18 protein-coding genes are annotated in these 23,746 nt (G+C 45.2%); 8 read left to right on the plus strand and 10 right to left on the minus strand.

What is annotated here, in order from left to right; translation table 11 throughout:
• Nucleotides 1–121: 121 nt before the first annotated feature.
• Together EKG38_RS18765 and EKG38_RS18770 are read right to left on the minus strand one after the other, a co-directional pair.
• The gene (locus EKG38_RS18765; RefSeq protein WP_126521914.1) at nucleotides 122–1,753 is read right to left on the minus strand and encodes an alkaline phosphatase; all 1,632 of its coding nucleotides are present in this window, start codon (nucleotides 1,751–1,753) and stop codon (nucleotides 122–124) included.
• Between the two features lie 17 nt (nucleotides 1,754–1,770).
• Nucleotides 1,771–3,276, minus strand: a complete 1,506-nt coding sequence (locus EKG38_RS18770; protein ID WP_126521916.1) for an alkaline phosphatase — start codon at nucleotides 3,274–3,276, stop codon at nucleotides 1,771–1,773.
• 137 nt (nucleotides 3,277–3,413) lie between these two features.
• Here EKG38_RS18770 and EKG38_RS18775 point away from each other — a divergent pair, with 137 nt between their 5' ends.
• Nucleotides 3,414–3,569 carry a hypothetical protein gene (locus EKG38_RS18775; protein WP_185826905.1) on the plus strand — a complete coding sequence of 52 codons (156 nt, stop codon included), beginning with the start codon at nucleotides 3,414–3,416 and terminating at the stop codon, nucleotides 3,567–3,569.
• Between the two features lie 58 nt (nucleotides 3,570–3,627).
• Here EKG38_RS18775 and EKG38_RS18780 read toward each other — a convergent pair whose 3' ends face one another.
• The 3 genes from EKG38_RS18780 to EKG38_RS18790 all read right to left on the minus strand — a co-directional run bounded on the left by EKG38_RS18780 (nucleotide 3,628) and on the right by EKG38_RS18790 (nucleotide 6,078).
• Nucleotides 3,628–3,843, minus strand: coding sequence for a hypothetical protein (locus EKG38_RS18780; RefSeq protein WP_012141599.1), 216 nt, complete (start codon nucleotides 3,841–3,843; stop codon nucleotides 3,628–3,630).
• 159 nt (nucleotides 3,844–4,002) lie between these two features.
• Nucleotides 4,003–5,304, minus strand: a complete 1,302-nt coding sequence (locus tag EKG38_RS18785) for an NAD(P)/FAD-dependent oxidoreductase (RefSeq protein ID WP_126521918.1) — start codon at nucleotides 5,302–5,304, stop codon at nucleotides 4,003–4,005.
• Nucleotides 5,305–5,715: 411 nt separating this feature from the next.
• The gene (locus EKG38_RS18790) at nucleotides 5,716–6,078 is read right to left on the minus strand and encodes a cytoplasmic protein (protein WP_126521920.1); all 363 of its coding nucleotides are present in this window, start codon (nucleotides 6,076–6,078) and stop codon (nucleotides 5,716–5,718) included.
• A gap of 653 nt (nucleotides 6,079–6,731) precedes the next feature.
• Between EKG38_RS18790 and EKG38_RS18795 the strand changes: the two genes are divergently transcribed.
• The 3 genes from EKG38_RS18795 to cspE all read left to right on the plus strand — a co-directional run bounded on the left by EKG38_RS18795 (nucleotide 6,732) and on the right by cspE (nucleotide 11,748).
• Nucleotides 6,732–7,910, plus strand: coding sequence for an efflux RND transporter periplasmic adaptor subunit (locus EKG38_RS18795; protein WP_126521922.1), 1,179 nt, complete (start codon nucleotides 6,732–6,734; stop codon nucleotides 7,908–7,910).
• A 178-nt stretch (nucleotides 7,911–8,088) separates the two neighbouring features.
• On the plus strand, nucleotides 8,089–11,205 hold the full coding sequence (locus EKG38_RS18800; RefSeq protein ID WP_126521924.1) for an efflux RND transporter permease subunit: 3,117 nt from the start codon (nucleotides 8,089–8,091) through the stop codon (nucleotides 11,203–11,205).
• Between the two features lie 330 nt (nucleotides 11,206–11,535).
• Complete coding sequence (gene cspE, locus EKG38_RS18805; protein WP_012141604.1) at nucleotides 11,536–11,748, plus strand: transcription antiterminator/RNA stability regulator CspE; 213 nt, start codon at nucleotides 11,536–11,538, stop codon at nucleotides 11,746–11,748.
• A 589-nt stretch (nucleotides 11,749–12,337) separates the two neighbouring features.
• Here cspE and yiaY read toward each other — a convergent pair.
• On the minus strand, nucleotides 12,338–13,486 hold the full coding sequence (yiaY, locus tag EKG38_RS18810) for an L-threonine dehydrogenase (RefSeq protein WP_126521926.1): 1,149 nt from the start codon (nucleotides 13,484–13,486) through the stop codon (nucleotides 12,338–12,340).
• A 380-nt stretch (nucleotides 13,487–13,866) separates the two neighbouring features.
• On the opposite strand from yiaY, the gene EKG38_RS18815 reads away from it, so the two are divergent.
• On the plus strand, nucleotides 13,867–15,030 hold the full coding sequence (locus tag EKG38_RS18815; RefSeq protein WP_126521928.1) for a porin: 1,164 nt from the start codon (nucleotides 13,867–13,869) through the stop codon (nucleotides 15,028–15,030).
• 264 nt (nucleotides 15,031–15,294) lie between these two features.
• On the opposite strand, the gene EKG38_RS18820 is transcribed toward EKG38_RS18815, so the two are convergent.
• The 3 genes from EKG38_RS18820 to EKG38_RS18830 all read right to left on the minus strand — a co-directional run bounded on the left by EKG38_RS18820 (nucleotide 15,295) and on the right by EKG38_RS18830 (nucleotide 16,958).
• Nucleotides 15,295–15,774, minus strand: a complete 480-nt coding sequence (locus tag EKG38_RS18820) for a YbaK/EbsC family protein (protein WP_126521930.1) — start codon at nucleotides 15,772–15,774, stop codon at nucleotides 15,295–15,297.
• Between the two features lie 149 nt (nucleotides 15,775–15,923).
• Nucleotides 15,924–16,403, minus strand: coding sequence for a LabA-like NYN domain-containing protein (locus tag EKG38_RS18825; protein WP_126521932.1), 480 nt, complete (start codon nucleotides 16,401–16,403; stop codon nucleotides 15,924–15,926).
• A gap of 120 nt (nucleotides 16,404–16,523) precedes the next feature.
• A complete protein-coding gene (locus EKG38_RS18830; RefSeq protein WP_126521934.1) occupies nucleotides 16,524–16,958 on the minus strand; it encodes a GNAT family N-acetyltransferase in 435 nt (144 codons plus the stop codon).
• 323 nt (nucleotides 16,959–17,281) lie between these two features.
• On the opposite strand from EKG38_RS18830, the gene EKG38_RS18835 reads away from it, so the two are divergent.
• The 3 genes from EKG38_RS18835 to EKG38_RS18845 all read left to right on the plus strand — a co-directional run bounded on the left by EKG38_RS18835 (nucleotide 17,282) and on the right by EKG38_RS18845 (nucleotide 22,151).
• Nucleotides 17,282–18,397 (plus strand): efflux RND transporter periplasmic adaptor subunit, encoded by a 1,116-nt coding sequence (locus EKG38_RS18835; RefSeq protein ID WP_126521936.1) that lies wholly within the window; start codon nucleotides 17,282–17,284, stop codon nucleotides 18,395–18,397.
• Nucleotides 18,397–21,504: a multidrug efflux RND transporter permease subunit gene (locus EKG38_RS18840; protein ID WP_126521938.1), complete on the plus strand. Its 3,108-nt coding sequence runs from the start codon at nucleotides 18,397–18,399 to the stop codon at nucleotides 21,502–21,504. Before EKG38_RS18835 ends, EKG38_RS18840 begins: the two co-directional genes overlap by 1 nt.
• A 248-nt stretch (nucleotides 21,505–21,752) precedes the next feature.
• Nucleotides 21,753–22,151: an MmcQ/YjbR family DNA-binding protein gene (locus EKG38_RS18845; protein ID WP_126521940.1), complete on the plus strand. Its 399-nt coding sequence runs from the start codon at nucleotides 21,753–21,755 to the stop codon at nucleotides 22,149–22,151.
• Nucleotides 22,152–22,233: 82 nt separating this feature from the next.
• Here the strand turns inward: EKG38_RS18845 and EKG38_RS18850 are convergent, their stop codons facing one another.
• Nucleotides 22,234–23,619: a hypothetical protein gene (locus EKG38_RS18850; protein WP_126521942.1), complete on the minus strand. Its 1,386-nt coding sequence runs from the start codon at nucleotides 23,617–23,619 to the stop codon at nucleotides 22,234–22,236.
• Nucleotides 23,620–23,746 lie beyond the last annotated feature (127 nt).

Here is a 23,746-nt window from a genome sequence, read left to right on the forward strand (position 1 = left end):
CTCCACTACTTTTTTAAGGAAAAATAAAATCAAGGTCATCAAAACTCATCTTTGTGACCCTGATTGACTAAACCATATCTTTAAGTGCAATGATTTAGTTTGTTAATCTCTCTGTCGATATTTACTGGGTCGCTTGTGCTTTTACCACTAAGTTTGCCGCGTGATTCATCACATGGAAGATATGGTTTTGCTCTACCGTTCCCTGTATCAGGTGTGAGCCGGGACCGCTTGCGAATATCCCGACATCTTCACCGGCGTGAGTTTCACTTTCTAATGGAATGAGCGCCTCTTGATGGAAACCGGCATTAAGCGTGTCGACATAGTTCAGATCCACCCGACCCGTCTGGATAGGGTAACCATAACGCTCATCGCCACCCGTGTTTAGGTTGGCAAACCCGCGTCCATTGGTATATCCAACGGAGGTATAGGGCAGGCCGTTAGAGTCCGTCGAGTTGGTGACTATCGGCAGGCCTGCAGAGTCGTTTCCTTTCACCAGACCGAGTATCGGGTTACCACGGGTTGGATAGCCCGCAATGGTAAATACATGGCTGTGATCGGCGGTGACCATAAGCAGAGTATCTTTAGAGGAGGTCTTCTCCATCGCGACACGCACAGCTTCAGAGAGTGCAATGGTATCGTGAAGGGCTCTGGCTGCATTACCCGCATGGTGTGCATGATCGATTCGACCGGCTTCGATAATAAGCACAAAGCCTTTATCATTCTTCTTGAGAATGTCGATGGTTTTAGCCGTCATCTCGGCCAGTGAAGGTTCTCCCGTTACCCCTTGTGTCGTCCGGTCGTAGTCATACTCCATGTGGGATGAGTTGAACAGGCCAAGGGCATGGTCGGTCGTTGTTGGGTCTAGTGCCAGAAAACTGTCTCTGTCTTCAACGTAGGCCGCATTGGTGTATTTTGCCGTCCATTCTGCGGTGAGGTCTCGTGCATCTTTACGTTTACCTGTTTTACCTTCGCCGTCGATAACGGTATTTGGAATAAAGGCGCGTCGACCTCCCCCCATGACCACATTTATTCCAGTGCCGTAGCTATAGTCTAATAGTTGAGCGGCAATATCTTTACATCCATTTGTTATCGCTTCAGCGGGTAGGTCGGCATCACTTTCCCAGTTGCGCTCCGGTGAGTGAGCATAGGTCGCAGCTGGGGTTGCATGGGTGATTCTGGCGGTTGAGACTACCCCTGTCGATAAGCCGGCCATTGAAGCGAGCTCGAGTGAGGTCATCAGGTGCTGGCCCGAGGTTGAGCCGCAGTTTCCACGGATGACTCCCTCGGCCTGAGATATCACACCGACATCGGTTTTAACGCCTGTGACCATCGCCGTCATGGTACCGGCAGAATCCGGCGTTTGGCCATCGATATTGTAAGTCTTAGCCAGGCCGACATGGGGAAGGGTTTCAAAAGAGAGTGAGTTCTCCTCCCCCGTATCTCCTTTTAACTGCCCTTCAAGAATGCGCGCGGCGGTAATAGTGGAGATCCCCATACCATCACCAACGAACAATATGATGTTCTTAGCAGCGCCTGCTTGGTTGTTTACTTTGGTGTCGGCCGCTTTTGTTACGCGACGCTGGCCATCGATATACCACTCGTTAACGGCTGTCCAATCTTTACCATCACTGCCGTTACTACCATCGCTGCCATTGTTCCCATCGTTGCCGTTTACGCCATTGTCACCATCGCTGCCACATGCCGCCAGACCTAGTATTGCTGCCATAGACAGTACGAGTAATTTCTTATTCATTTTATTGCTCCAGAATTCTAGTATTTCGTGCCGCCAAGGGATTGGGCCTGATTGATGATATGGAAAATAACATTTTGCTCGATAACGCCCTGGGCCAGATGTGAACCCGGGCCTGTGGCATGTAAGCTGATATCTTCACCCGCATGAGTTTCACTTCCCATTGGAATAAGCGCCTGTTGCATAAAGTCTTTATCTTGAGTGTCTACCGATGAAAGATCGTCACGCAGACCAATCACGGCACCGGGACCATTGGTGTAACCTAACGTGGTGTATGGCTTTCCATCGTCGGCGCTGGCCAGGTTGCCATCGACATTGTGAACTAAGCCTAAGATAGGATTTCCGCGTTTCGGGTAACCGGCAATAGTGAATACATGGCTATGATCCGCGGTAACCATGATTAAGGTCTCTTCAGGATCGGTATTGTCGAGTGCGGCCTGCACCGCGTTTGAAAGCTCAACTGTGTCAGCCAGTGCACGGTGTGCGTTGCCAGCATGGTGGGCGTGGTCTATTCGACCCGACTCAACAATTAACAGGTAGCCCTGCTCATTCTTCTTTAGTATGTCGATAGACTTAGTGGTCATCTGTGTAAGCGAGGGCTCACCGGCCGTATCATCGGCCCTGTCTGCCTCATACTCCATGTGTGAAGAGTTAAACAAGCCCAGCAGGTGGTCCGTCGCACTTGTGTCTATGGCATCGAACTCGGCCTTATTCCACACGTAAGCAGAGTTGCTGAAGTTTTCGGTCCAGGTTCTAGTCAGGTCTACGCCATCGGCTCGACGGCCTGACTTGTCTTCGCCATCTGTAACCGTATTCGGGAGGAAGTTACGTCGGCCGCCACCGAGAGCCACAGAAAGCGCATTTGCTTCATCACGCATCACAAGCTGGTATGCGATATCTTTGCACTCATTTGCAATGGCCTCCGCCGGTAGATTGCTGTCAGCTTCCCAGTTACGTTCCGGGGTATTTGAGTAGGTGGCTGCCGGCGTTGCATGGGTAATACGTGCGGTACTGACAACACCAGTGGATAGTCCTTTTTCATTGGCAAGGTCGACGAGAGTGATCAATTCATTCCCTTTAGATGACAAGCAGTTACCGCGTAGGCTGGTATCGGAGACAGATAATACGCCTGCCTTAGACTTAACGCCTGTGGCCATCGCTGTCATGGTGCCTGCAGAATCAGGAGTCTGCTGGTTGGTATTATAGGTTTTAACTAATGCCGTATTTGGAAAGTTCTCGAAGCTGAGAAAGTTCTCTTCACCACCTTTATTGCCTTGAACTTGTTGCCCCTGATAGATCCTGGCGGCGGTCAAGGTTGAGATCCCCATACCATCACCGACAAAAAGAATGACGTTTTTAGCCTTCACTTTAGTCTGTTGTTCAGTTTTTTCCGCGACCTTAAGCGCGCTGGCTTTAAACCATTCGCTGTCAGTCTGCGTCGATGGTAACAGGGCAGCATTGGCTGCCATAGTCACTAAACTGCATGAAACGAGCGCAGCTACAGTTTTCATATTAATCACTATCATCACCCTTAAATTATTGAGTTTATTTTGAGACTAGCTGGTTAACGCGATGATAGTCGGTGATCTATATGACGAGCAGAGGACACTAATGTTGAGCTTTTGTGACTGTGAAATGAGTTAGGTTAGGGACTAGATGGGCTATGGTATTTCGTCTGGAGTTAATCAGTGACGGCAACACCTCTATTCTTGTTCGATGTGAAGTGAGAAATAAAGTGACTCATTTGTCGATGGTTTGCATGAATGTCGACGAGAAAGGTATGCCACAGGCACATGGGAAAAGAGCCAGCGCCGCTTAGCGGGCAATAAACATTACCTATTTCGGCCCGGAGCGATAACCGGGCCAACTATACAGAGTTAGTCTTTTTTGCTTAGATCGTCGTTAACCGATTTTACAGCATCGCGGGATGCATGACCTATGGCCTTAGTTGTGTCTCTCGTCGCATGACCAATTTCAGTTGTCACCTCTTTGGTGGTGTCTCCGATTATACGTCCCGTTTCTTTAAGCTCCGCACAGGCTGATAGGGTAATGAGAGTGGCAAGGATCAATGTTAGTGATAGTGATTTAGTCATGGTTACTCTTATGTGAATTGCTTATGCCAATAACTCAATAAGGTGATTGGTATGAGTGATAAATGTTGTCGATTGTTTGTTATTTTAACCTTTTTTTCAGAAATGAAAAAGCCTCCCTTCGGAGGCTTCATGTGACAACTGTTGGTTTACTCCCCGAGGTTAGTGAAGCTTCAGGTGAGGATGAATAATGCGGCTGATCCCCTTGGCAAACATCAGCAAGGTCCCTTTAAATACACCGTGAAGCTCGATCAAGTGTCTGCGATACAAGGAGGTATAGACGAACCTGGCTATCTTACCTTCGACCAATACGCCTCCTCCCATGAATGACATCAAGTTACCCACGGTATGAAATTTAGACAAGTTAACCAATGAGCCCAGATCTTTATAAACGTATTCGTGGCAAGGTGATTTATCTTCCAGCATCAGGCTGATGTTATCCGCCGTCATCAATGCCATCTGTCTTGCCGACTGGCCTCTTGGCGGGACCCAGCTTCCATCTTCCTGTGGGCAGGCTGCGCAATCTCCAATGGCAAAGATATGGGGATCGCGGGTTGTCTGCATATTTTGCTTAACCATAACCTGGTTGATATGGTTACTCTCAAGCTCACCAATTTCATTCAAGAAATCGGGTGCCTTAACTCCCGTTGACCAAATAACCATATCCGCAGGGATCTGTTGTCCCTCGGTAGTATGTAATCCTTCGGGGGTGACTTCACTGATACGGGTACTGGTAAGCACATTGACACCAATTGCGGTAAGCTCCTTCGCTACCGAATCCGAGATCTCTTTTTTCTCTACTTTAGGTAAAATTCGCTCATCGGCTTCGACCAAGGTTATCTCTAACAGGCTGCTATCGATTTTGTAACCAAAACCGCTGAGCTGATCGACGGCGTGATGCATTTCGGCAGACATCTCAACTCCGGTGGCCCCCGCTCCAACAACAGAAATTTTTATCTTCTCATCCAGCTGGTGGTGGCTCGCATAGCGCATGAATTTATTGAGTAACATGCTGCGGATCTGCATAGCCTGCTCTGTACTGTCTAAGAAGACACAGTGCTCGCGCACACCCGGGATCTTGAAGTCATTGGCAATACTGCCGATGGCAATAACCAGATAGTCATAACTGATACGACGTGCCGGCAACAGTTCTTCACCGGAATCATCCATAATAGGCGCTAAGATAACCTGTTTATTATCACGATCAATATTGGTCATAGCACCTTGCTGAAAATGATAACCATGATTGGCGGCATGACCTCGATAACTGAGGGCATCTATACCGATATCCAGTGCGCCGGTGGCAACCTCATGGAGCAATGGCTTCCAGACGTGGCTCTCGGCACAATCAATTAGAGTGACCCGAGCTTTCCCCTTTTTTCCAAGTTTACGACCTAGTTTTGTGGCGATCTCCATACCACCAGCACCACCACCGACGATGACTATATTGACCATTTCTTGCATGAGTTTAATTATCCTTTAACTAATTAATAATGAAGAGGTTTAATCATACATAGGATTGGCAGATGACTCTGTTTCGTTGTTTTCCAATCACGACCAATAATGTTTTCTAATTTTTATGAACAGATTAATGGCTGAAAAAGTGTAACAGTACCTATAAAAATCGGCAATTGGATAGAAATGAGTGGTAAAGTCGTTAGATTTTACAATGTTTAGTGTTAGTTATTGATTTTTTATGGTGTTATTTTTTTACCATTAAACTTATCTGGTGCTTTTCCTGGGGGAGGGAAAGTATGAAAGTGTGATCTGTGCAGAATTTGGTCGGGTTGGAACGTGAACTGCCTCATCAATTGAGGCAGTTTCATTATATATTAAAGGCATTTAATTGCTAAAGAGTGAAAACGTTCATCTATATTAAAGACCTGCGATCTTGTCGCTATAGTCTGCGATAAGGTGCTGCATAATCTCTTCGACTGATGTGTCTTTAGTCGCGTCATCCATAAATATTTTGAAAGTAACCAAAGCGTGGCCATCGCCTCTGAGTCGACTGGTTTGCATCGCAAAGTATGCGCTTTCATCCTCGGCTTCACGAACGACAAAACCATCAATCTCAAAAATACGGTGACCCGAACGGCCATGCCATTTAGTGATTCTGCTTAAGCCAATTTCGCAAGACTGATTAAATTCTACATGGTTTTGCCAGGTGGTTGGATGTGCAGGGTCCTTAATGTGTGGGCATCGAACTGTATAGTTGTAGACATGGGAAATTGCTGTCATATATTACCTACCTGTTTTCGGATACTGTTGCCATCATAGGCATCGCTATTCAATTTGGTCAACTTTATTTGTTCTTATTCATATACGTTTACTCTTCCGGTTAACGTAATAAGTCAGAAGTTATTCAAGCTGGTCTGACTCTTTTTTAGCATGAGTTTATTACCTATAACCTTGTGCTAGATCTCACTTTTACCACTGTTTTAAAACTTGCTTCGCTTTCGGTTAATAAAGCAACAGCTAATTGACAGTTTTTTGATTTATTTGGTCAATGATCATTAATACCAATCGGTATAAAGATGATTTTTCCTGAGAGTTTTTGAGGATTTGTGAATAGAGCTTATACCGATTGGTATTATCTATCAGTAAAGCTGATGCTATCTGATTTTCCTACTTTTGATTTTTAAAGGAGAATTCACCAGATTCAAAATCTAGAATAAAGCTAGGCTAAATATCTTTGCTTTTGCATCACTTTAGAGTCGTTTACCCGTATTGGGAGCTTAAGGCTTAAGGAATAGTTGCATTAAAAGGTTTGTCACCGTTTTTTGACTGTTAGTATTATGAAATAAACTTGTAAACAGGTTTCAATAAATCTTTTATCTGCTTATAATTTCTTGAAAATAATCTAAATTTATAAACTCTTATCGGAGGCCTGTATGGCTGTTCAAACCGTTTCAAAATTTAAATGGGGAATTCTCTTCATCGCAGGTTTACAGCTTACTGCATGCGGTGAGGCTCCGGCGCCCAGACAGGCCATGTTACCAAGTGTGATAGTCAACACCGCTAAAACGGAAGAGATCCAGTCAAAAACGGAGATTGTTGGCCGTACCAATGCGTCAGAAGATGTCACCATAAAATCTCAAATTCAGGGGCAGTTACTTCAAAGAACGTTCGTCGAAGGTGACGATGTGACTGCTGGGGATCTTCTGTTCGAGATAGACCCTGCTACGTACGTCGCTGAGTTAGCTCAACACAAAGCAGTGTTAAAGCAGGCATTCGCTTCGCGTGATGTCGCCGTCATGAACTGGGAGCGTGGTAGACGCTTACTGCCAGACGGCATGATCAGCGCTCAGGATATGGATGAACTCACCACGCGTAAACTCACGACTGCGGCAGGTGTTGTTCAGGCTGAGGCTGCGGTGCAAGGTGCCGAGCTGCAGTTAAGCTATACCAAGGTATATGCACCTATTTCCGGACGTATCAGTAATGCTATGGTCAGTACCGGTGACATCATCACCCCAAATTCAGACATGGCTAACCTGGTTCAACTGCAACCTATGTGGGTTAATTTTCAGGTTGCTGAAAAAGCCTTGATTAACGCTAAGCAAAACTTTTCTAAGGCGGCCGATAGAGAGATACAGATTTCGGATATCGTTATCAGCCTGCGACTGCCAAATGGCTCTATGTTTAACGAAACGGGTTTTATCGATTTTGTAAGTAACAGAGTCGATGCGGCGACGGGCACTTTACCCATTCGAGCCACATTCAAAAACGGTGCGAAAATGATGTTGCCGGGAATGTTTGTCACGCTCGTGATTGAATCTCCGGTAAAAGAGAACGCATTGCTAATCCCACAAGCGGCGGTTCAGGAAGATCAACAGGGCCGATTTGTGATGGTGCTAAATGATCAAGATATGGTTGAAAAACGAATTGTTGAACTTGGAGAGCGTTTTGGTATCGATTGGCGTGTGATAAGCGGATTGAATGATGGAGAACGCATCGTCGTAGACGGACTGCAGAAAATTCGCCCGGGTATTCAGGTGAAGGCGGTTGAGCAAGAAGTTGTGCCGTTTAAAGAGTCTCAGTCATCACCCGATAGTAATACGTCAAAATAAGGACCGCCATGATGAGTGATTTTTTTATAAACAGGTTCATAAAATTGAGCGTTTGTTTAGACGGGCAGGATCTGAATCTGAGTGAAGGGGGCTGTAATGATTAGTGAGTTTTTTATTAACAGATTCATAAGATTGAGCGTTTGTTTAGGCGGGTTGGGTCTGAATGAAGGGGACTGCAATGATTAGCGAGTTTTTTATTAACAGGCCTAAGTTCGCGTTTGTTATTTCGACTGTGTTGACCTTGGTTGGACTTATCTCGATTCCTATTTTGTCGGTGTCTGAATTTCCTGAAATTGCGCCACCGCAAATTAACGTGTCTACGAGTTATTCCGGTGCGAGTGCCGGTGTGGTTAAAGATACCATAGCTCAGCCACTAGAGGCTGAGGTCAATGGCGTCGAAGGCATGCTCTATATGGAGTCAAAGAGTGCCAACGATGGAAGTTATGCATTAAATGTGACATTCGAAGTGGGCACCGATGCCGATATGGCACAGGTTAAAGTACAAAACAGAGTGCAACAGGCGATGCCGCGTCTGCCCGAAGAGGTTAAACGTCAGGGGGTTAAAGTCGAGAAGCAGAGCCCGAATATGTTGATGGTCGTGAATCTGGTTTCCCCCAACGAGACCTTCGACTCGCTGTTTATTACTAACTATGCCGGATTGAATATCAAGGATGCGCTTGCTCGTCAAAATGGTGTCTCTAAGGTTCAGGTTATCGGCTCGCTCGATTACGCAATTCGGATCTGGCTCGATCCCAATCAAATGGCCAGCTTTGGCGTGACAGCAAAGGACGTTATTGCTGCTTTGCAGGAGCAAAATATTCAAGTGGCAGCAGGACGCATCGGTGCGGCGCCTGTGGATCCTGACCAGCAGTTTCAATACACCTTACAAACTAAGGGGCGCTTGAAAGATCCACAGGAATTTAAGGATGTTATGATCCGAGCGAACAACGATGGTTCCAAAGTCGTTGTCAGCGATGTGGCCCGTGTCGAGTTAGGTTCTCAAACCTATGATGCACAGGGTAAGTTAAACAATAAGCCTTCGGCAATTATTGCTGTTTATCAGTCACCTGATGCTAATGCATTGGAAGTCGCCGCCGGAATTAAAACCGAAATGGCTAAGCTGTCAGAGCGTTTTCCAACGGATCTGGAATACGAAGTGCTTTATGACACGACTGAGTTCGTTGAAACTTCGATTAAAGAGGTAGTACAAACACTCTTTATCTCTATCACACTGGTTGTGTTAGTTGTTTATATCTTCCTGCAGGATGCCCGCTCGACTCTGGTTCCCGGTATTGCGATTCCGGTTTCCTTGATTGGTACCTTTGCGTTCCTGCTTCTGTTTGGCATGAGCATTAATACCGTGTCTCTGTTCGCTTTAATCTTAGCCATTGGTATTGTGGTCGATGATGCGATCGTGGTGGTAGAGAACGTGACTCGTCTGATGCAGGATGAAGGCCTATCTCCAAAGGAGGCGACATCTAAGGCGATGAAGGAGGTTACCGGCCCCATTATTGCCACCACGCTGGTGTTGCTTGCCGTATTTGCTCCCACGGCCGTTATGCCCGGGATCACGGGGCAGATGTATGCGCAGTTCTCTGTGACCATCTGTATCGCCGTACTTATCTCCTCGATAAACGCGCTAACCTTGAGTCCGGCGCTATGTGCCTCACTACTCAGAGCACCTAAACAACATGAAACAGGTTTTCATGCCTCGTTTAATAAATACTTTGAACGTTTCACCGGTAAGTACATGGGACTCGTCTCATCATTGACCCGTAAACTTTCTTTAGTGGTTGTGGTTTATGTGTGTTTAATTGCGGTCACGGGCGGAGTGGCAAAAATCTTACCTTCAGGTTTTGTGCCTATGGAAGATAAGAAAGCCTTTATGGTCGATATCCAACTCCCCGATGGTGCATCACTTAACCGCACCGAAGAGGTGATGAAAGAGTTAGTCGAGTTGACTCTGGCTGAACCTGGTGTTGAGAATGTGATCCACGCCAGTGGTTTCAGTATCTTAACCGGTTCTGTATCGTCCAATGGTGGTTTGATGATCGTTACTCTCTCCTCCTGGGAGGAGCGAGATACTCCAGATATGGTCGAGGCGGCTATCGTGGCTAAGCTGCAGGTTAAATATGCGGCTAATCCTTCGGTGAAAGCCATGGCGTTCTCATTGCCTCCAATTCCAGGTGTGGGTAGCGTGGGAGGATTTGAGTTTGTGCTGCAGGATACTCAAGGTCGTTCACCTCAAGAGTTGGCTTCTGTTATGCGAGCCTTGATCATGGAAGCTAATTCACAGCCTGAAATTGCCATGGCGTTTAGTAACTTCCGTGCCGATGTCCCGCAGATGTATGTGGATGTCGATAGGGATAAAGCCAAGGCGTTAGGGATCTCATTGAACGAGATATTCACAACTATGCAGACCATGCTTGGGTCTATGTATGTGAATGACTTTAACCGTTACGGTAAGGTGTTTAGAGTTATTGTGCAGGCCGAAGGTGAGTTTCGTAATTCGGATAGGGATATTTCCAGTTTCTACGTGCGCTCGGCAAGTGGTGAGATGGTGCCTCTGAGTACGCTGGTGACGGTGACGCCTATCTTAGGCCCCGATGTGATGAACGCTTATAATATGTTCAACTCAACCACGATTAACGGTTTCCCTGCGGCTGGGTTTAGCTCTGGTGATGCGATTCAGGCGATGGAGCGTGCGGCTGCGATTAGCTTACCGACGGGGTATACCTACGAATGGACGGGTCAAACCTATCAAGAGATTAAGGCGGGTAACCTTGCGCCGTTGATCTTTGGTCTGGCGTTAGTGTTCACTTATCTGTTTCTGGTGGCTCAGTATGAGAGTTGGACTATTCCGTTTGCGGTCATGCTGGCGGTACCTATTGCTTTGCTTGGGGCCTTCCTCAATATTTGGCTGATGGGAACAGACTTGAACCTCTATGCCCAGATTGGTTTGGTACTCTTGATAGGCCTCGCTTGTAAGAATGCTATTTTGATCGTTGAGTTTGCAAAGCAGTTAAGAGAGGAGGGTAAGAGTATTCTCGATGCGGGTGAAACGGCTGCCAGACTGCGTTTTCGTGCGGTATTAATGACCGCCTTCTCCTTCCTGCTTGGTGTGCTTCCTCTGGTCATCGCGACTGGTGCAGGAGCGGGAAGTCGTCGTGCTCTGGGTTACTCTGTGTTCGGCGGCATGCTTGCAGCGACTATTGTAGGTACTCTGCTGGTTCCTGTGTTTTATGTGATGATGCAAAAGCTCAGAGAGCGAGTGAAAGGTGAGGCGAAAGCTTAGCAATAGGAGATAAACTCAGCTCTGAAAAAGGCTCACGAATTATCGTGGGCCTTTTTGTTATATCTTAAATCTAGCCCGCTGCCTCTTTACGGCTGAAACCCTTAATTTGGTTTATCTGAATAGTTTATGTTTACAAATCGTGAATTCGTGGTATTCTACGCATCGCTCTGTTGTTTGGAGTTATTAAAGAATCAAGTAAAGTAAACCCGCGTCAGATCTTCGAAAGTTTTTGTCCGTAGTGTTTCCCTTAGCTTCATCGTAATAATTCAACTTCTCAGCACTTCGCATTTTCGCGATATTTTTTTTAATGAATTTAATAAGGGGCAATACATGTCTAATTCAACTACTGGTACAGTAAAATGGTTTAACGAAGAGAAAGGTTTCGGATTTATTTCTCAAGAAAATGGCGGTGATGACGTATTCGTTCATTTCCGTGCTATCGCTTCAGATGGTTTCAAAACTCTTGCAGAAGGTCAGAAAGTATCTTTTGAAGTTGAGCAAGGCCAAAAAGGTCTTCAAGCTGCAAACGTAGTAGCTATCTAATCTGGAATTTATCCAGATAATAATTAAAGGCTGCCTTCGGGCGGCCTTTTTTATGTCTATCGATTATTGAAATATATTTCTGCTTTGTCATTACCTAAGCTAAGCATCTAAAATCTGCACCAGTGATTTAATCAGAGCGTTTTCTCCATACAAACACTCTATCCTCAGTCGATGTCATCTCAACCAATCTCATTTCATAAGAGTGTGATATGCATTCTTGACTGCATCCGGTAATCAAATAAAAACTAATAGAGAAAATAAATGAAAAAGGCCCGTCCACTCATATAGAGTAAACAGGCCTTCTAGCTTGCTGATTCTTTGCAGGGAAAAAGCTAACTGACGACAAGGTATAACACTTGTATCACTATGTGTAATTGTTTATATCGAAATTTTGAGTTAGATCGCTAGTTATCTCATCATTTGTCCATTTTGTTGGCATATTTGATGGTTATAGGCTAAGTGAAAGGGATAACCGGGCAAAAGAAAAGGCCCATTCCTAATGAAATGGACCTTTGGGTTACGCTCTCAAGTGCAGGGAGAAAACGAAACGACTTCATTTGCGCCTATTTTATTGGCGCAAAGAGTATTTTTACAAAGCGTTAGTAAAGATCTGACAGATCTCTTCATGTGTCGCTTGCTTAGGGTTAGTGAAACCACATGCATCTTTAAGAGCGTTATCGGCGAGTGTTGGAATATCTTCCGCTTTCACGCCTAACTTAGTGAGGTTTTCAGGGATCTTCACAGCCACAGAAAGTGCTTTGATAGCATCAATTGCCGCTTTAGCTCCTTGTGCATCATCCATCGCTGACACGTCAACACCCATAGCTTTAGCAACATCTTTCAGACGTGGTGCAGCAACTTGTGCGTTGTACTCTTGAACGTGTGGAAGTAGCAGCGCATTACATACACCGTGTGGAAGGTCATAGAAACCACCGAGTTGGTGTGCCATAGCATGAACATAACCAAGGCTTGCGTTATTGAATGCCATACCCGCGAGGAATTGGGCATAAGCCATCTGATCGCGAGCATCGATATTCTGACCATTATCTACAGCTTCAGCTAAGTTAGCTTTGATAAGCTCGATAGCTTTGATGGCACAAGCATCGGTAATTGGGTTAGCAGCGATAGAAACATAAGCTTCAACTGCGTGAGTCAGTGCGTCCATACCAGTAGCAGCCGTTAGGCCGGCAGGTTTTGCTAACATCAACTCAGGATCGTTGACTGATAGAATCGGAGTGGTGTGCTTATCGACAATGGCCATCTTAATATGACGGTCTTCGTCGGTGATGATACAGAAACGTGTCATCTCGCTGGCAGTACCTGCTGTCGTGTTGATAGCAACAAGCGGCAGTTGAGGTTTAGCAGAGACATCAAGACCTTCATAATCTTTAATGCTGCCACCGTTAGTAGCCACTAAGGCGATACCTTTAGCGCAATCATGAGGTGAACCACCACCTAGTGAAACCACAAAGTCACAGTCATTAGCTTTGAGTAATTCGAGACCAGCTACGACGTTACCCGTTGTTGGGTTTGGTTGAACGCCATCGAAGATTATGACTTCGATACCCGCTGTGCCGAGCTTATCTGCAACTTGTCCAACGAGACCAATTTCGACAAGTGGTTTATCGGTAACAATTAATGCTCTTTTGAAGCCTAATGTCTTGATATCTCCGATAGCTTCGTCAACGGCATTTTGTCCTAATACGTTGACCGACGGTATGAAAAATTTAGCAGCCATAAATTCACCTTTTATGCTTAAAGTTTAAAGTTGTAATATTCTGGTAACTAAAGTACCAACCTTGATTTGCCAAAGGTGTGATCGAACTCTAAAAAGTCGCGGTAATAGTATGGAAGTTGGTCCAAAGTTAGATCTGTATTACTAAATCTGTAAATTTATGACCAATGTAGCGGAATTGACTGTCTAAATTCTGAAAAATAAAAATACTTCTTAATTAAATTTCAATTTTATCCTTAACTTAGCTGGAAACAGCACCTGTTTTCTTGTTGTTAGTATTAAATTTGATACTTCTGAACATGAAGCTTCTGTTTCATCTAAGTCTTATCTTTAAAAAGAATGGTCTATACTTTTTCTACCGCTAGTTATCCCGGGAAAAAATTATGCGAAACAATCTACTCGCAAATTTAATCATTATATTAATTTGTGTAGGAGCTTTTAGTACAAGAGCTGTTGGGGCCGATATAACGCTCGAATCATTGAAGCTGCAAATAGAGAAGTTACAGGACCAGGTCAAACAGCTAGAGGAAGCACAACTCCAAGCGCAACAACAGCAAGTTCAAGTCGTGGCTGTCCCAGCTGTTGAGCCTGCGCCGGATAAGTTAACCAGTGATACTTCCAAGAAAACCAACAATACCATTAGCGCCTACGCGACGATGAGGCCGACTTTCGGTTACATCGATGAGGATGGTGACTCGTTTTATGATGTTCGTGATGCACTGTCTCGTGCGGGGATTAGGGCAACCAATGAGTTTATGCCTGGATGGACAGCCGAATTGCATGGCGAATGGAGCATAGACATGGCAAATAGTGGTGATTTTGGTAAAGCCAGAAAGGCATATGCCGCTGTGGCCAGCCCCTATGGCAGAGTGGGTATAGGTAAAGATAGACCCCCTCAATATCTTCTGATCGCCGAATATGTGGATATCTTCAATCACGCCAATAGTCCGTTTGCCTATGATGCCGAGAGCGTCTTCTTCGTCGATAATATGCTTACCTATCATTTGCAAACCGGCAAGTTTAGTTGGCTTGCGGCTGGACAGTTTGATGGCGGGAGTGGCAGCGATGATGCCGATCTGGTTAATCTTGGGGTTGGTTTTGATCATGGTGAGTTTCACGGGGCTATCAGCTATCTGATTGAGGATAGTCTGGCTTCTGAGGTGATCACCGGTGAGGATGAAGTGTGGGCTGCGTCGCTGGCTCATGGTTTTGATAATGGCCTGTATTTAGCCGCAGCTTATCAGGAGCGAACCTACAAAAGGGATCAAATATCTCAAGACCGTGATGGCCATACCATTGACTTGGCGGCGGCTTATCCTTTGGGTGAGCAGTTTAAGGTTAAGTTAGGCTACTTCGAATTTGATGATGGCTATGGGCAATTCATTAGTCGCAAGTTCGATGGTTACAACACCACGCTGGAATGGTTACCGGACGAAAATTTACGCTTCCATATCGAGTATCTGTATCGTGATATGGATTACTTCGAGGACTTCTCATCTTGGGTGGTTGGCTTCAGGTATGATTTTGCTAAAGAGTGGCAGTTTTGATTTAGAGATTTAGCATAGTGCTATATAACAGTGCGAAAGCAGCGGGAAGCAATTAAAGGAGCTTCCCGGTTGCAGGAGGTTGAGGTCACATCCAGCTAAAGCTCACATCTCACACTTTTTTCACCCACAGACATTCATGCAACCACTTTAATTGGCCTGCACTGGTCCTGTGAAAAGTGCAGCTCTCATCCTCAGTGGCAGTCTTTAAAGAAACGATAGGAACCTATGTGGAAATATTCATAGGTTCCTTATTGCCTGCCCGAGCTAATGGATGGTCTGATGGCTGAATCTAAGATGTTTGGCATCTTTAATCAGTCGAACGAAATCTTTCCTTTCCATATGGATAAAGCTACTGTGATCACCCGCCTCCAAATACAGCTCACTGGACTCCACTAGTAGATCATCGTAAACGGCATCCATATTGTAGACATCACCGATAGGTGGTATCGCACCATGTTCACAGTCATTGAACATCCGGTAGACGGCTTGTTCTTTTATCAGGTGGAAATCTCGATTAAGTTTTTCGCTGAGTGCCCCTAAGTTGATCTTATGATCGGCTGGGAGGACCGCCATCATTCTTCGTCCCTCATGGTCTTCCAGAATTACGGCTTTCGCCACTTGTGCCGGAGAGATATGAGCGGCAATCGCAGAACTCAGAGAGTTAAAGCTATGGGGGTGAGCCACGAGGTTATAGTTGACCTCGTTATCGCTAAGATAATCATTCAAACGTGTCGAAATAGTCATGATGTTACCTCAAAAAGACAATATGACCTTTCAATTATAGCTGCTCTGTCTCAACTCTACTCTCTATTGCTCTTTATATCGGGGAAAGGGGAGCGTTATCCATTTCTGCACTATATATCTGTACAATCTCTTTACTACAAGAATCTTCACTACAACAGCAGAGCGTCATCAATTTCATGGTATTGACATGCCGAGTCGATGAGTGACTTTGCTGTTAGCGTTGGGACGCCATAGACTTGGGTATCGATGCCATACTTTTGATGAATCTTTAGCATAAGGAGACCGAAGTCACCGTCGCCAGAGAGCAAAATAACGCTATCGACTTCGCTTGCAGCCTCCATGATATCGATGGTGATACCCACATCCCAGTCACCTTTCGCACTTCCATCACTTCTCTGAATAAAGGGCTTTAGCTTAACATCGAAGCCGATATGTTTTAGTGCATCCTGGAACTTTAACTGGCCATCATCACCGCGATGAATCGCATAGGCGGTTGCCGAAGATATCTCACCCTCATGACTAATATGTTGCCATAGTTTTCTATAGTTGAATTGTCGACCGTAGGCTTGTCGGCAGGTGTAATAGATATTTTGAACATCGACAAATATGGCAATCTTTTTAGGCGTCATAAGGTCTCTGGATCTGAAAGTGAAGTCGGATTATCTTTCTACTTCATTATGCTTCCAATCACAAGGAAAGCCTGCATTTTAAAGAGGCTGTAAAATCTCTCTTCGTAAAATGGTTCGATGTTATCCTTTTACATCCTTGAATTTCATCAAGACTAACTCCTTTCCCTGCCGTTGATATTTTGTGAATAGTTGCAAAATATCATTAGGCACATCGTCTGTCTGAATAAACTGGTGCTGTTGATAAAAGCCGACCAGGGAGGGGAGTGAGAAGATAAACGTTCTGTTGTTTTCAAATATGTCCGCCAGAGATACCATAATTTGGTGAGCTAAACCTTGCTCTCTATAATCCGGATGCACAAGCATGCCGGTGAGAAGCGTGAAACTGCCAATCGGTCTTAGCCTGACTGCCGCGATAACCTGCCGTTCATCTTCATCTTTTCGGGTATATAAAACACCGACGCTCTCTTTTTTACTCAGTCGGGCATAGGGTAAGAATCGCTTATAGAAAATATAGGCTTCGGCCCTGTTGTCAGTGTCTAACCAGCAAAGTTTCAATGTGGGTCCTCATTTTAAGGTTAACTTCCTCACCGTGAAGATTACCAGAGATCTGGCAAAAGCTTAATGGAGCCAAATCCTCGTGAGCCAAACTCACCATTGAAACCGGATTAACATCCAGTATCGCATGTTACGCGCTTGGGATTGTTTTAGAGTTAGGGTAAGTGGTTGGTTTTGTTTTTGTTGCTTCTAATGAGTTGTTACAAGATTTCCGCCAAAATCATCTTATCATTTGCGTTGCTTTACACAGCTTTACCCTACAAAGCCTGATTTTTCTTTAAAATAGTGGCAACTAATTTAATCAGCAATAAAAGAATTACTCGATGAAAAAAAGTCTGATCTTACTCCCTATTATTTTGTTGTTCGCCGCTATTGCTTCATTTAGCAGTTTCACCCAAGCGAAGAAGGCTGGGGATAAATCTACTCGCGCCCCCAGAGTTGTACCTGTGGTCACTGGCGTTGTCGAGCAACATATGCTTTCTCAAAAAATTGCCTTAATAGGAAAGTTAGCAGCGGACAAGTCGGTATTTATTGCCCCGGAAATGGCTGGCAAGATTAAGGCCATTAACGTCACGGCCAATCAAGAGATCGTAGCGGGACAACTGCTGATCCAACTCGAAGATGCTAAGCCTCAGGCCAACGTTGCCGAGGCGAAAGCGTATCTCTTCGATGAAAAACGTAAGCTTAAAGAGTTTCAGAAACTGATCAGTCAAAGTGCGATCACCCAAACCGAAATTGATGCACAGAAGGCCAGTGTCGATATTGCAAAGGCCAGACTCGCCGCTGCACAAGCTGAACTCGATTTTCATTATATTAAAGCGCCGTTTTCCGGAACCGCGGGTTTACTCGATTTCAGCTTAGGTAAGATGGTTACCGCCGGTAGTGAGTTATTGTCGCTCGATGACCTGTCTTTGATGAGACTCGACCTTCAGGTTCCGGAAAATTACCTGTCTATGTTAAGTGTAGGAATGGCAGTAACGGCGACGAATCGTGCCTGGCCTGGCGATCTCTTTACCGGTGAGTTAGTGGCTATCGATACGCGTATCAATCAGGAAACATTGAACTTAAAAGTTAGGGTTAGCTTTGAAAATCAAAGCCATAACCAAGGTCATAAGCTCAAGCCTGGCATGTTGATGTCGGCCAGCCTGGGCTTCCCTGCCGTATCTGAACCCGTTATCCCGGTTCAGGCCATCGAGTATTCCGGCACCAAGCGCTTCGTGTATGTTGTCGGCGCGGACCAGCTTGCCAAACGAACTCAAGTGACACTCGGTGCAAGAATTCAGGATGAAGTTCTGATCACTGAGGGTGTGGCGGTGGGAGAGCGCATTGTTGTCCAAGGCTTGGTCAATATGCGCGATGGCCTTAAGGTCAACGATCTCACCGAACAACTGGCATCGACAGACGATATGTTAAACGTGAACGCGGGAGACAGAGGTTAATGCTGATTTCAGATATCTCGGTTAAGCGTCCCGTTGTCGCGATTGTTTTAAGTTTACTTCTTTGTGTGTTTGGCGCCGTTGCGTTTTCAAAATTAGCCGTACGTGAAATGCCCGATGTTGAAAACCCAGTCGTTACGGTCATGACAACCTATGAAGGGGCTTCGGCGACCATCATGGAGAGTCAGATCACCACGGCACTCGAAGATGAACTTACCGGTATCAGTGGTATTGATGAGATCACCTCTGTGACCCGAAACGGCATGTCGCGTATCACCATCACCTTTGATCTGGATTGGGATCTTACCGAAGGTGTGAGTGACGTTCGTGATGCGGTGGCCCGTGCCCAACGTCGCCTGCCCGATGAGGCGAACGACCCTATCGTTTCTAAAGATAATGGCTCCGGAGAGCCTTCGGTTTATATCAACCTAAGCTCCTCTGTGATGGACAGAACCCAGCTAACCGATTACGCCCAGCGGGTATTGGAAGACAGGTTTAGTCTGATCACTGGTGTCAGCTCTGTGAGTATCTCAGGTGGTTTATATAAGGTGATGTATGTTCAGTTAAAGCCTGAGCTGATGGCGGGACGAAATGTGACCACTGCCGATATTATCGCAAGTTTGAAAAAAGAGAATGTGGAAACCCCGGGTGGTGAGGTCCGTAATGACACCACTGTGATGACGGTGAGAACCGCACGTCTCTATTATCACCCCGAAGACTTTGACTATTTAGTTGTACGAACGGCCAGCGATGGCACGCCAGTTTATCTTAAAGAGGTGGCTTCGGTATTTGTCGGTGCTGAAAATGAAAATTCGACCTTTAAGAGTGATGGTGTACCTAACTTAAGTCTGGGGATTATTGCCCAGTCCGATGCGAACCCGCTTGAGGTGGCGAAAGCGGCTCATAAAGAGGTCGAACGGATCCAGCAGTTTCTGCCAAAGGGGACTCAGTTGGTGGTCGATTATGACTCAACGGTATTTATTGACCGCTCAATCACCGAGGTCTATAACACGCTGTTTATCACGGGTGGACTCGTGGTATTAGTCCTCTATATTTTTATCGGTCAGGCACGTGCGACGCTTATTCCGGCGGTAACGGTACCGGTTTCATTGATCTCAGCTTTTATCGCAGCCAACTTCTTCGGCTTCTCAATTAACCTGTTGACCCTGATGGCCTTAATTCTCTCAATCGGCTTAGTGGTCGATGATGCGATTGTGGTGGTGGAGAATATTTTCCATCATATCGAGAGAGGTGAAGAGCCACTGCTGGCCGCATACAAGGGCACCCGTGAAGTGGGCTTCGCCGTTGTTGCGACCACAGCAGTATTGGTGATGGTGTTCTTGCCTATCTCGTTTATGGAAGGGATGGTAGGGCGACTGTTTACCGAATTTTCAGTCATGTTGGCCATGTCGGTGATCTTCTCATCGATAGTCGCGCTGACACTGACGCCTGTATTGGGGAGTAAGATCCTCAAGGCCAACGTTAAACCTAATCGTTTCAACCTGTGGATCGAAGGGATCTTTAGTAAGCTTGAGCGCGTCTATCGGGTGTTAGTGGCCAAAGCCGTACGTTTTCGCTTTGCCGCCCCGGTGGTGATTCTGCTCTGTATTATCGGCAGTGGTGTGTTGATGCAGAGCGTACCTTCTCAGTTAGCCCCACAGGAAGACAGGGGGGTTATCTTCGCCTTCGTTAAGGGGGCTGAGGGCACCAGTTATAATCGTATGACCGCCAATATGGATATCGTTGAGCAGAGATTGATGCCCCTGTTAGGCCAAGGTGTGATTAAGTCTTTCAGCGTACAGGCCCCCGCTTTCGGTGGACGAGCCGGCGATCAGACAGGCTTTGTGATCATGCAGCTCGAAGACTGGGAAGAGAGAGATATTAATGCTCAGCAGGCGTTGGGTGTCGTATCTAAAGCACTGCTGGGGATCCCCGATGTGATGGTGCGCCCAATGTTGCCTGGTTTCAGAGGCCAATCCAGCGAGCCGGTACAGTTTGTGATTGGTGGCTCCGATTATAAAGAGCTGTTCAAGTGGGCCGAAGTTCTGCAGGAGGAGGCGATACATAGCCCTATGCTCGAAGGCGCCGATCTGGACTATGCCGAAACAACGCCAGAGCTGGTAGTGAGTGTCGATAGGGATCGCGCGGCTGAGCTTGGGATCAGTGTCTCTGAGGTGTCCGAAACCTTAGAGGTGATGTTAGGCGGTCGTAGTGAAACTACCTTTGTCGAGCGTGGTGAGGAATACGATGTCTATCTCAGAGGCGATGAGGACAGTTTCAATAGCATGGCGGATCTCAGCCAGATCTATATGCGTTCGGCTAAGGGGGAGTTAATCACCTTAGACTCGATAACACATATCGAAGAGGTGGCCTCGGCCCACAAGCTCAGCCACACCAATAAGCATAAATCGATCACCCTGAAAGCCAACTTAGGCGAAGGCTATACCTTAGGTGAGGCACTGGATTTTCTCGATGCGACAGCTATCGAGATCTTACCCAGCGATATTTCGGTCAGCTATACCGGTGAATCGAAAGATTTTAAAGAGAATCAGAGCAGCGTGCTGATGGTGTTTGGCTTGGCTCTGCTGGTGGCATACTTAGTGTTAGCGGCGCAGTTCGAGAGCTTTATTAACCCTATGGTGGTGATGTTTACCGTGCCTATGGGGGTATTCGGTGGATTTCTGGGGCTATTCTTAACCGGTCAGGGCCTTAATATCTACAGTCAGATAGGCATGATCATGCTGATCGGTATGGTCACCAAGAATGGCATCTTGATTGTCGAATTTGCCAATCAGCTGAGGGACAGAGGCATAGAGCTGGAGCAGGCGATTATCGATGCATCGGCTCGTAGATTACGTCCTATCCTGATGACCGCATTTACGACTTTGATTGGCGCGGTACCGCTGATTATGTCAACCGGTGCTGGCTCGGAGAGCCGCATCGCCGTGGGTACAGTGGTCTTCTTCGGCATGGCATTTGCGACCTTTGTTACTCTTTTGGTTATTCCGGCCATGTATCGACTGATATCGGGTGCAACTCACTCACCGGGCTTCGTCGAAGATAAGCTTAACAGCGCGTTAGAGGCTCAAAGATTAGCCGAGATGAAGTAAGCTAGTATCTAGTATCTAGTAACTTAAAACTAAACCTTAATAATTAACATTATTGAGGTTTTTCTTTTAGGGAGATAGGCTTCTTTCACTAAGCCAGATGTTCATTACAGGAGTTCTACCGGAAGTATTAGTTCATATCATCCTCTTCAAGATCACCGATTTATCGAATATAGATATTCAACCAAACTCTCGAATGTTAATTTACTCCTGCCCCCTGTGTCAGGATAGTTATCATCGGAGTGATTTAAATGGATTTTGAACGTGCAAAGGCTTATCTGTTATCGAAGCCGCAAACTGAGTTGGATTTCCCATTCGGGGAAGGGGTTTATGTCTTTAAGGTCAAAGGTAAGATGTTTGCGACTCTCTCTGTCGGCAAGATGGGCAAAGAAGCTGAAACTAAGCCAGCTTCAGAGCTGCCTAGCTGGTGGATGAACTTAAAGTGCGATCCCGATGAGGCGGCGATACTCAGAGACATCTTTCCCTCGGTGATCCCCGGGTACCATATGAACAAGTCGCTGTGGAATACCGTTATTCTCGATGGCTCAATCCCACAAGGTGAAATTGAACGCATGATAGATAACTCATTTCTCTTGGTTGTGGCTAAGATGACCAAGAAAGATCAGCAATTCATTGGAGTGCAAATTTAACTGCCCCGCACAGAACGATTACAACTGTATTTCTATTTAGTTATAACCGAACTTAGCCTATTGCTCGTTATATAGAAAAGCGTTATAAAGCCGTCACAAAGCGATCAACCGATGAATATATTGCATCCGCGACTTTAGGATCTTTCACTATATCGTTCCAACGTGGTTTTCCTTCACAGAACAGTGCAGGCTGCATGTTTGATTTCCTTCGATACAGATTAAGGTCTCTAATATCTGAATTTGAAATACTCTCACACTCAACAACAGGAACTGAATTCAATGCAACAGTAAACTCATCAAATTGTTTTGTTCTTGATAATAAATCCAATTTAAGTAGGTGTTTTTTAAAAGAGTTTGAAGTTGATATCGCCTCGAATGAAGAGAGCTCTTTCGCTGCTGCATCATAATCCTGCAATTCGAAATAAGCCTTAACAAGCGTAATATAAAATTTCTCTTCTGTAACTGGGTAAGATATGTGTTCTTTTAACAATTTAGCTTCTTTTACTAAGCTTTTTATGCCATTAAAGTCACCTGAATTTGTTAAGTGACGTAGCTTAGAAAGCAATGACATAATGTAAAAATTACTATTGGGGCCTTGATATTTTTTATAAAATGCCATTGATTTATCACAAGCGTCAACACCTAATTCTAATTCCGATGAATAAATTTCATCTACATTAGCCGAGTTACTACATAACGCATAAGTAAAGTAAGCTGCATGGCCTAAATTATTCTTCTGTCGATAGTATTCAATTAGTGTTGAAAGATGGTTTAAATATAGGTCTTGGCGGTTAAACTTATTGGCAAACACCGTAAACTGTAAATAGTAATTGAGTGCATTTTCACCATAGTTAGGCAAATCACTATAAACATTGCTCATTATATTATATGAGTCTTCCAGCTTATTGTTTTTTATCGACTCTGTGAGCTCGATAATAAAGTAGTTTGTCTGATATGATGGGGGCATAGCATTAGCATCTATACTATTATAAATATCGCTAATACTAGCGGGAAGCGGGAAACTATTAATTACTGATGTCTGCTTAGACAATATAGCTAATACATATACTGATGGGTGGTCACTATCTAGCAGAGATTGGAGTAATTGAGCATTTTTAACCAATCTATCACTGATATTATTCGCCGACTGTTTTCCCTGTATATTTGACATTAGATACCAGTCATGCAAAAGACTAACCCACCTCTTAGAAGATATGTCAGAAATATTGCTCTCCACTAACTCCAGCAACTTTTCAATACCACTTAATTGATCTGCTTTACTGATATTAGACATCGCTATTAATCTAATATGCTCCAACAGGACCTCTTGATTTCTATTGACTGGATCGAGGTTGGAAGTAAGCAAACCAAACAACTTTTGCAACTCTACATTTGAAATTGTAGTCGTGCCAATTTCCCAATCGATAAGAGAGAAAAGTCGGTTGTCAGATAAGTCAGTAAGCTTCAATGTTAATTTGCAGGTAAAACTGATCCACGATTTGCATCTAAAAGTGATCCACCCAATTGGTGTTATATGACCATAATCATGGTCTATTTTCTAGCCTTTTTCTCCTTTGATTTTTTAGTTGATTCTT

The sequence above is a fragment of the Shewanella canadensis genome (genome assembly GCF_003966225.1).
GTDB classification, from domain to species: domain Bacteria; phylum Pseudomonadota; class Gammaproteobacteria; order Enterobacterales; family Shewanellaceae; genus Shewanella; species Shewanella canadensis.

What these genes read in the sequence shown, in the direction of transcription:
- EKG38_RS18765 (WP_126521914.1), bottom strand. Translation starts at nt 1,753, where the DNA reads ATGAATAAGAAATTACTCGTACTGTCTATGGCAGCAATACTAGGTCTG.
- EKG38_RS18770 (WP_126521916.1), bottom strand. Translation starts at nt 3,276, where the DNA reads ATGATAGTGATTAATATGAAAACTGTAGCTGCGCTCGTTTCATGCAGT.
- EKG38_RS18775 (WP_185826905.1), top strand. Translation starts at nt 3,414, where the DNA reads ATGGTATTTCGTCTGGAGTTAATCAGTGACGGCAACACCTCTATTCTT.
- EKG38_RS18780 (WP_012141599.1), bottom strand. Translation starts at nt 3,843, where the DNA reads ATGACTAAATCACTATCACTAACATTGATCCTTGCCACTCTCATTACC.
- EKG38_RS18785 (WP_126521918.1), bottom strand. Translation starts at nt 5,304, where the DNA reads ATGCAAGAAATGGTCAATATAGTCATCGTCGGTGGTGGTGCTGGTGGT.
- EKG38_RS18790 (WP_126521920.1), bottom strand. Translation starts at nt 6,078, where the DNA reads ATGACAGCAATTTCCCATGTCTACAACTATACAGTTCGATGCCCACAC.
- EKG38_RS18795 (WP_126521922.1), top strand. Translation starts at nt 6,732, where the DNA reads ATGGCTGTTCAAACCGTTTCAAAATTTAAATGGGGAATTCTCTTCATC.
- EKG38_RS18800 (WP_126521924.1), top strand. Translation starts at nt 8,089, where the DNA reads ATGATTAGCGAGTTTTTTATTAACAGGCCTAAGTTCGCGTTTGTTATT.
- cspE (WP_012141604.1), top strand. Translation starts at nt 11,536, where the DNA reads ATGTCTAATTCAACTACTGGTACAGTAAAATGGTTTAACGAAGAGAAA.
- yiaY (WP_126521926.1), bottom strand. Translation starts at nt 13,486, where the DNA reads ATGGCTGCTAAATTTTTCATACCGTCGGTCAACGTATTAGGACAAAAT.
- EKG38_RS18815 (WP_126521928.1), top strand. Translation starts at nt 13,867, where the DNA reads ATGCGAAACAATCTACTCGCAAATTTAATCATTATATTAATTTGTGTA.
- EKG38_RS18820 (WP_126521930.1), bottom strand. Translation starts at nt 15,774, where the DNA reads ATGACTATTTCGACACGTTTGAATGATTATCTTAGCGATAACGAGGTC.
- EKG38_RS18825 (WP_126521932.1), bottom strand. Translation starts at nt 16,403, where the DNA reads ATGACGCCTAAAAAGATTGCCATATTTGTCGATGTTCAAAATATCTAT.
- EKG38_RS18835 (WP_126521936.1), top strand. Translation starts at nt 17,282, where the DNA reads ATGAAAAAAAGTCTGATCTTACTCCCTATTATTTTGTTGTTCGCCGCT.
- EKG38_RS18840 (WP_126521938.1), top strand. Translation starts at nt 18,397, where the DNA reads ATGCTGATTTCAGATATCTCGGTTAAGCGTCCCGTTGTCGCGATTGTT.
- EKG38_RS18845 (WP_126521940.1), top strand. Translation starts at nt 21,753, where the DNA reads ATGGATTTTGAACGTGCAAAGGCTTATCTGTTATCGAAGCCGCAAACT.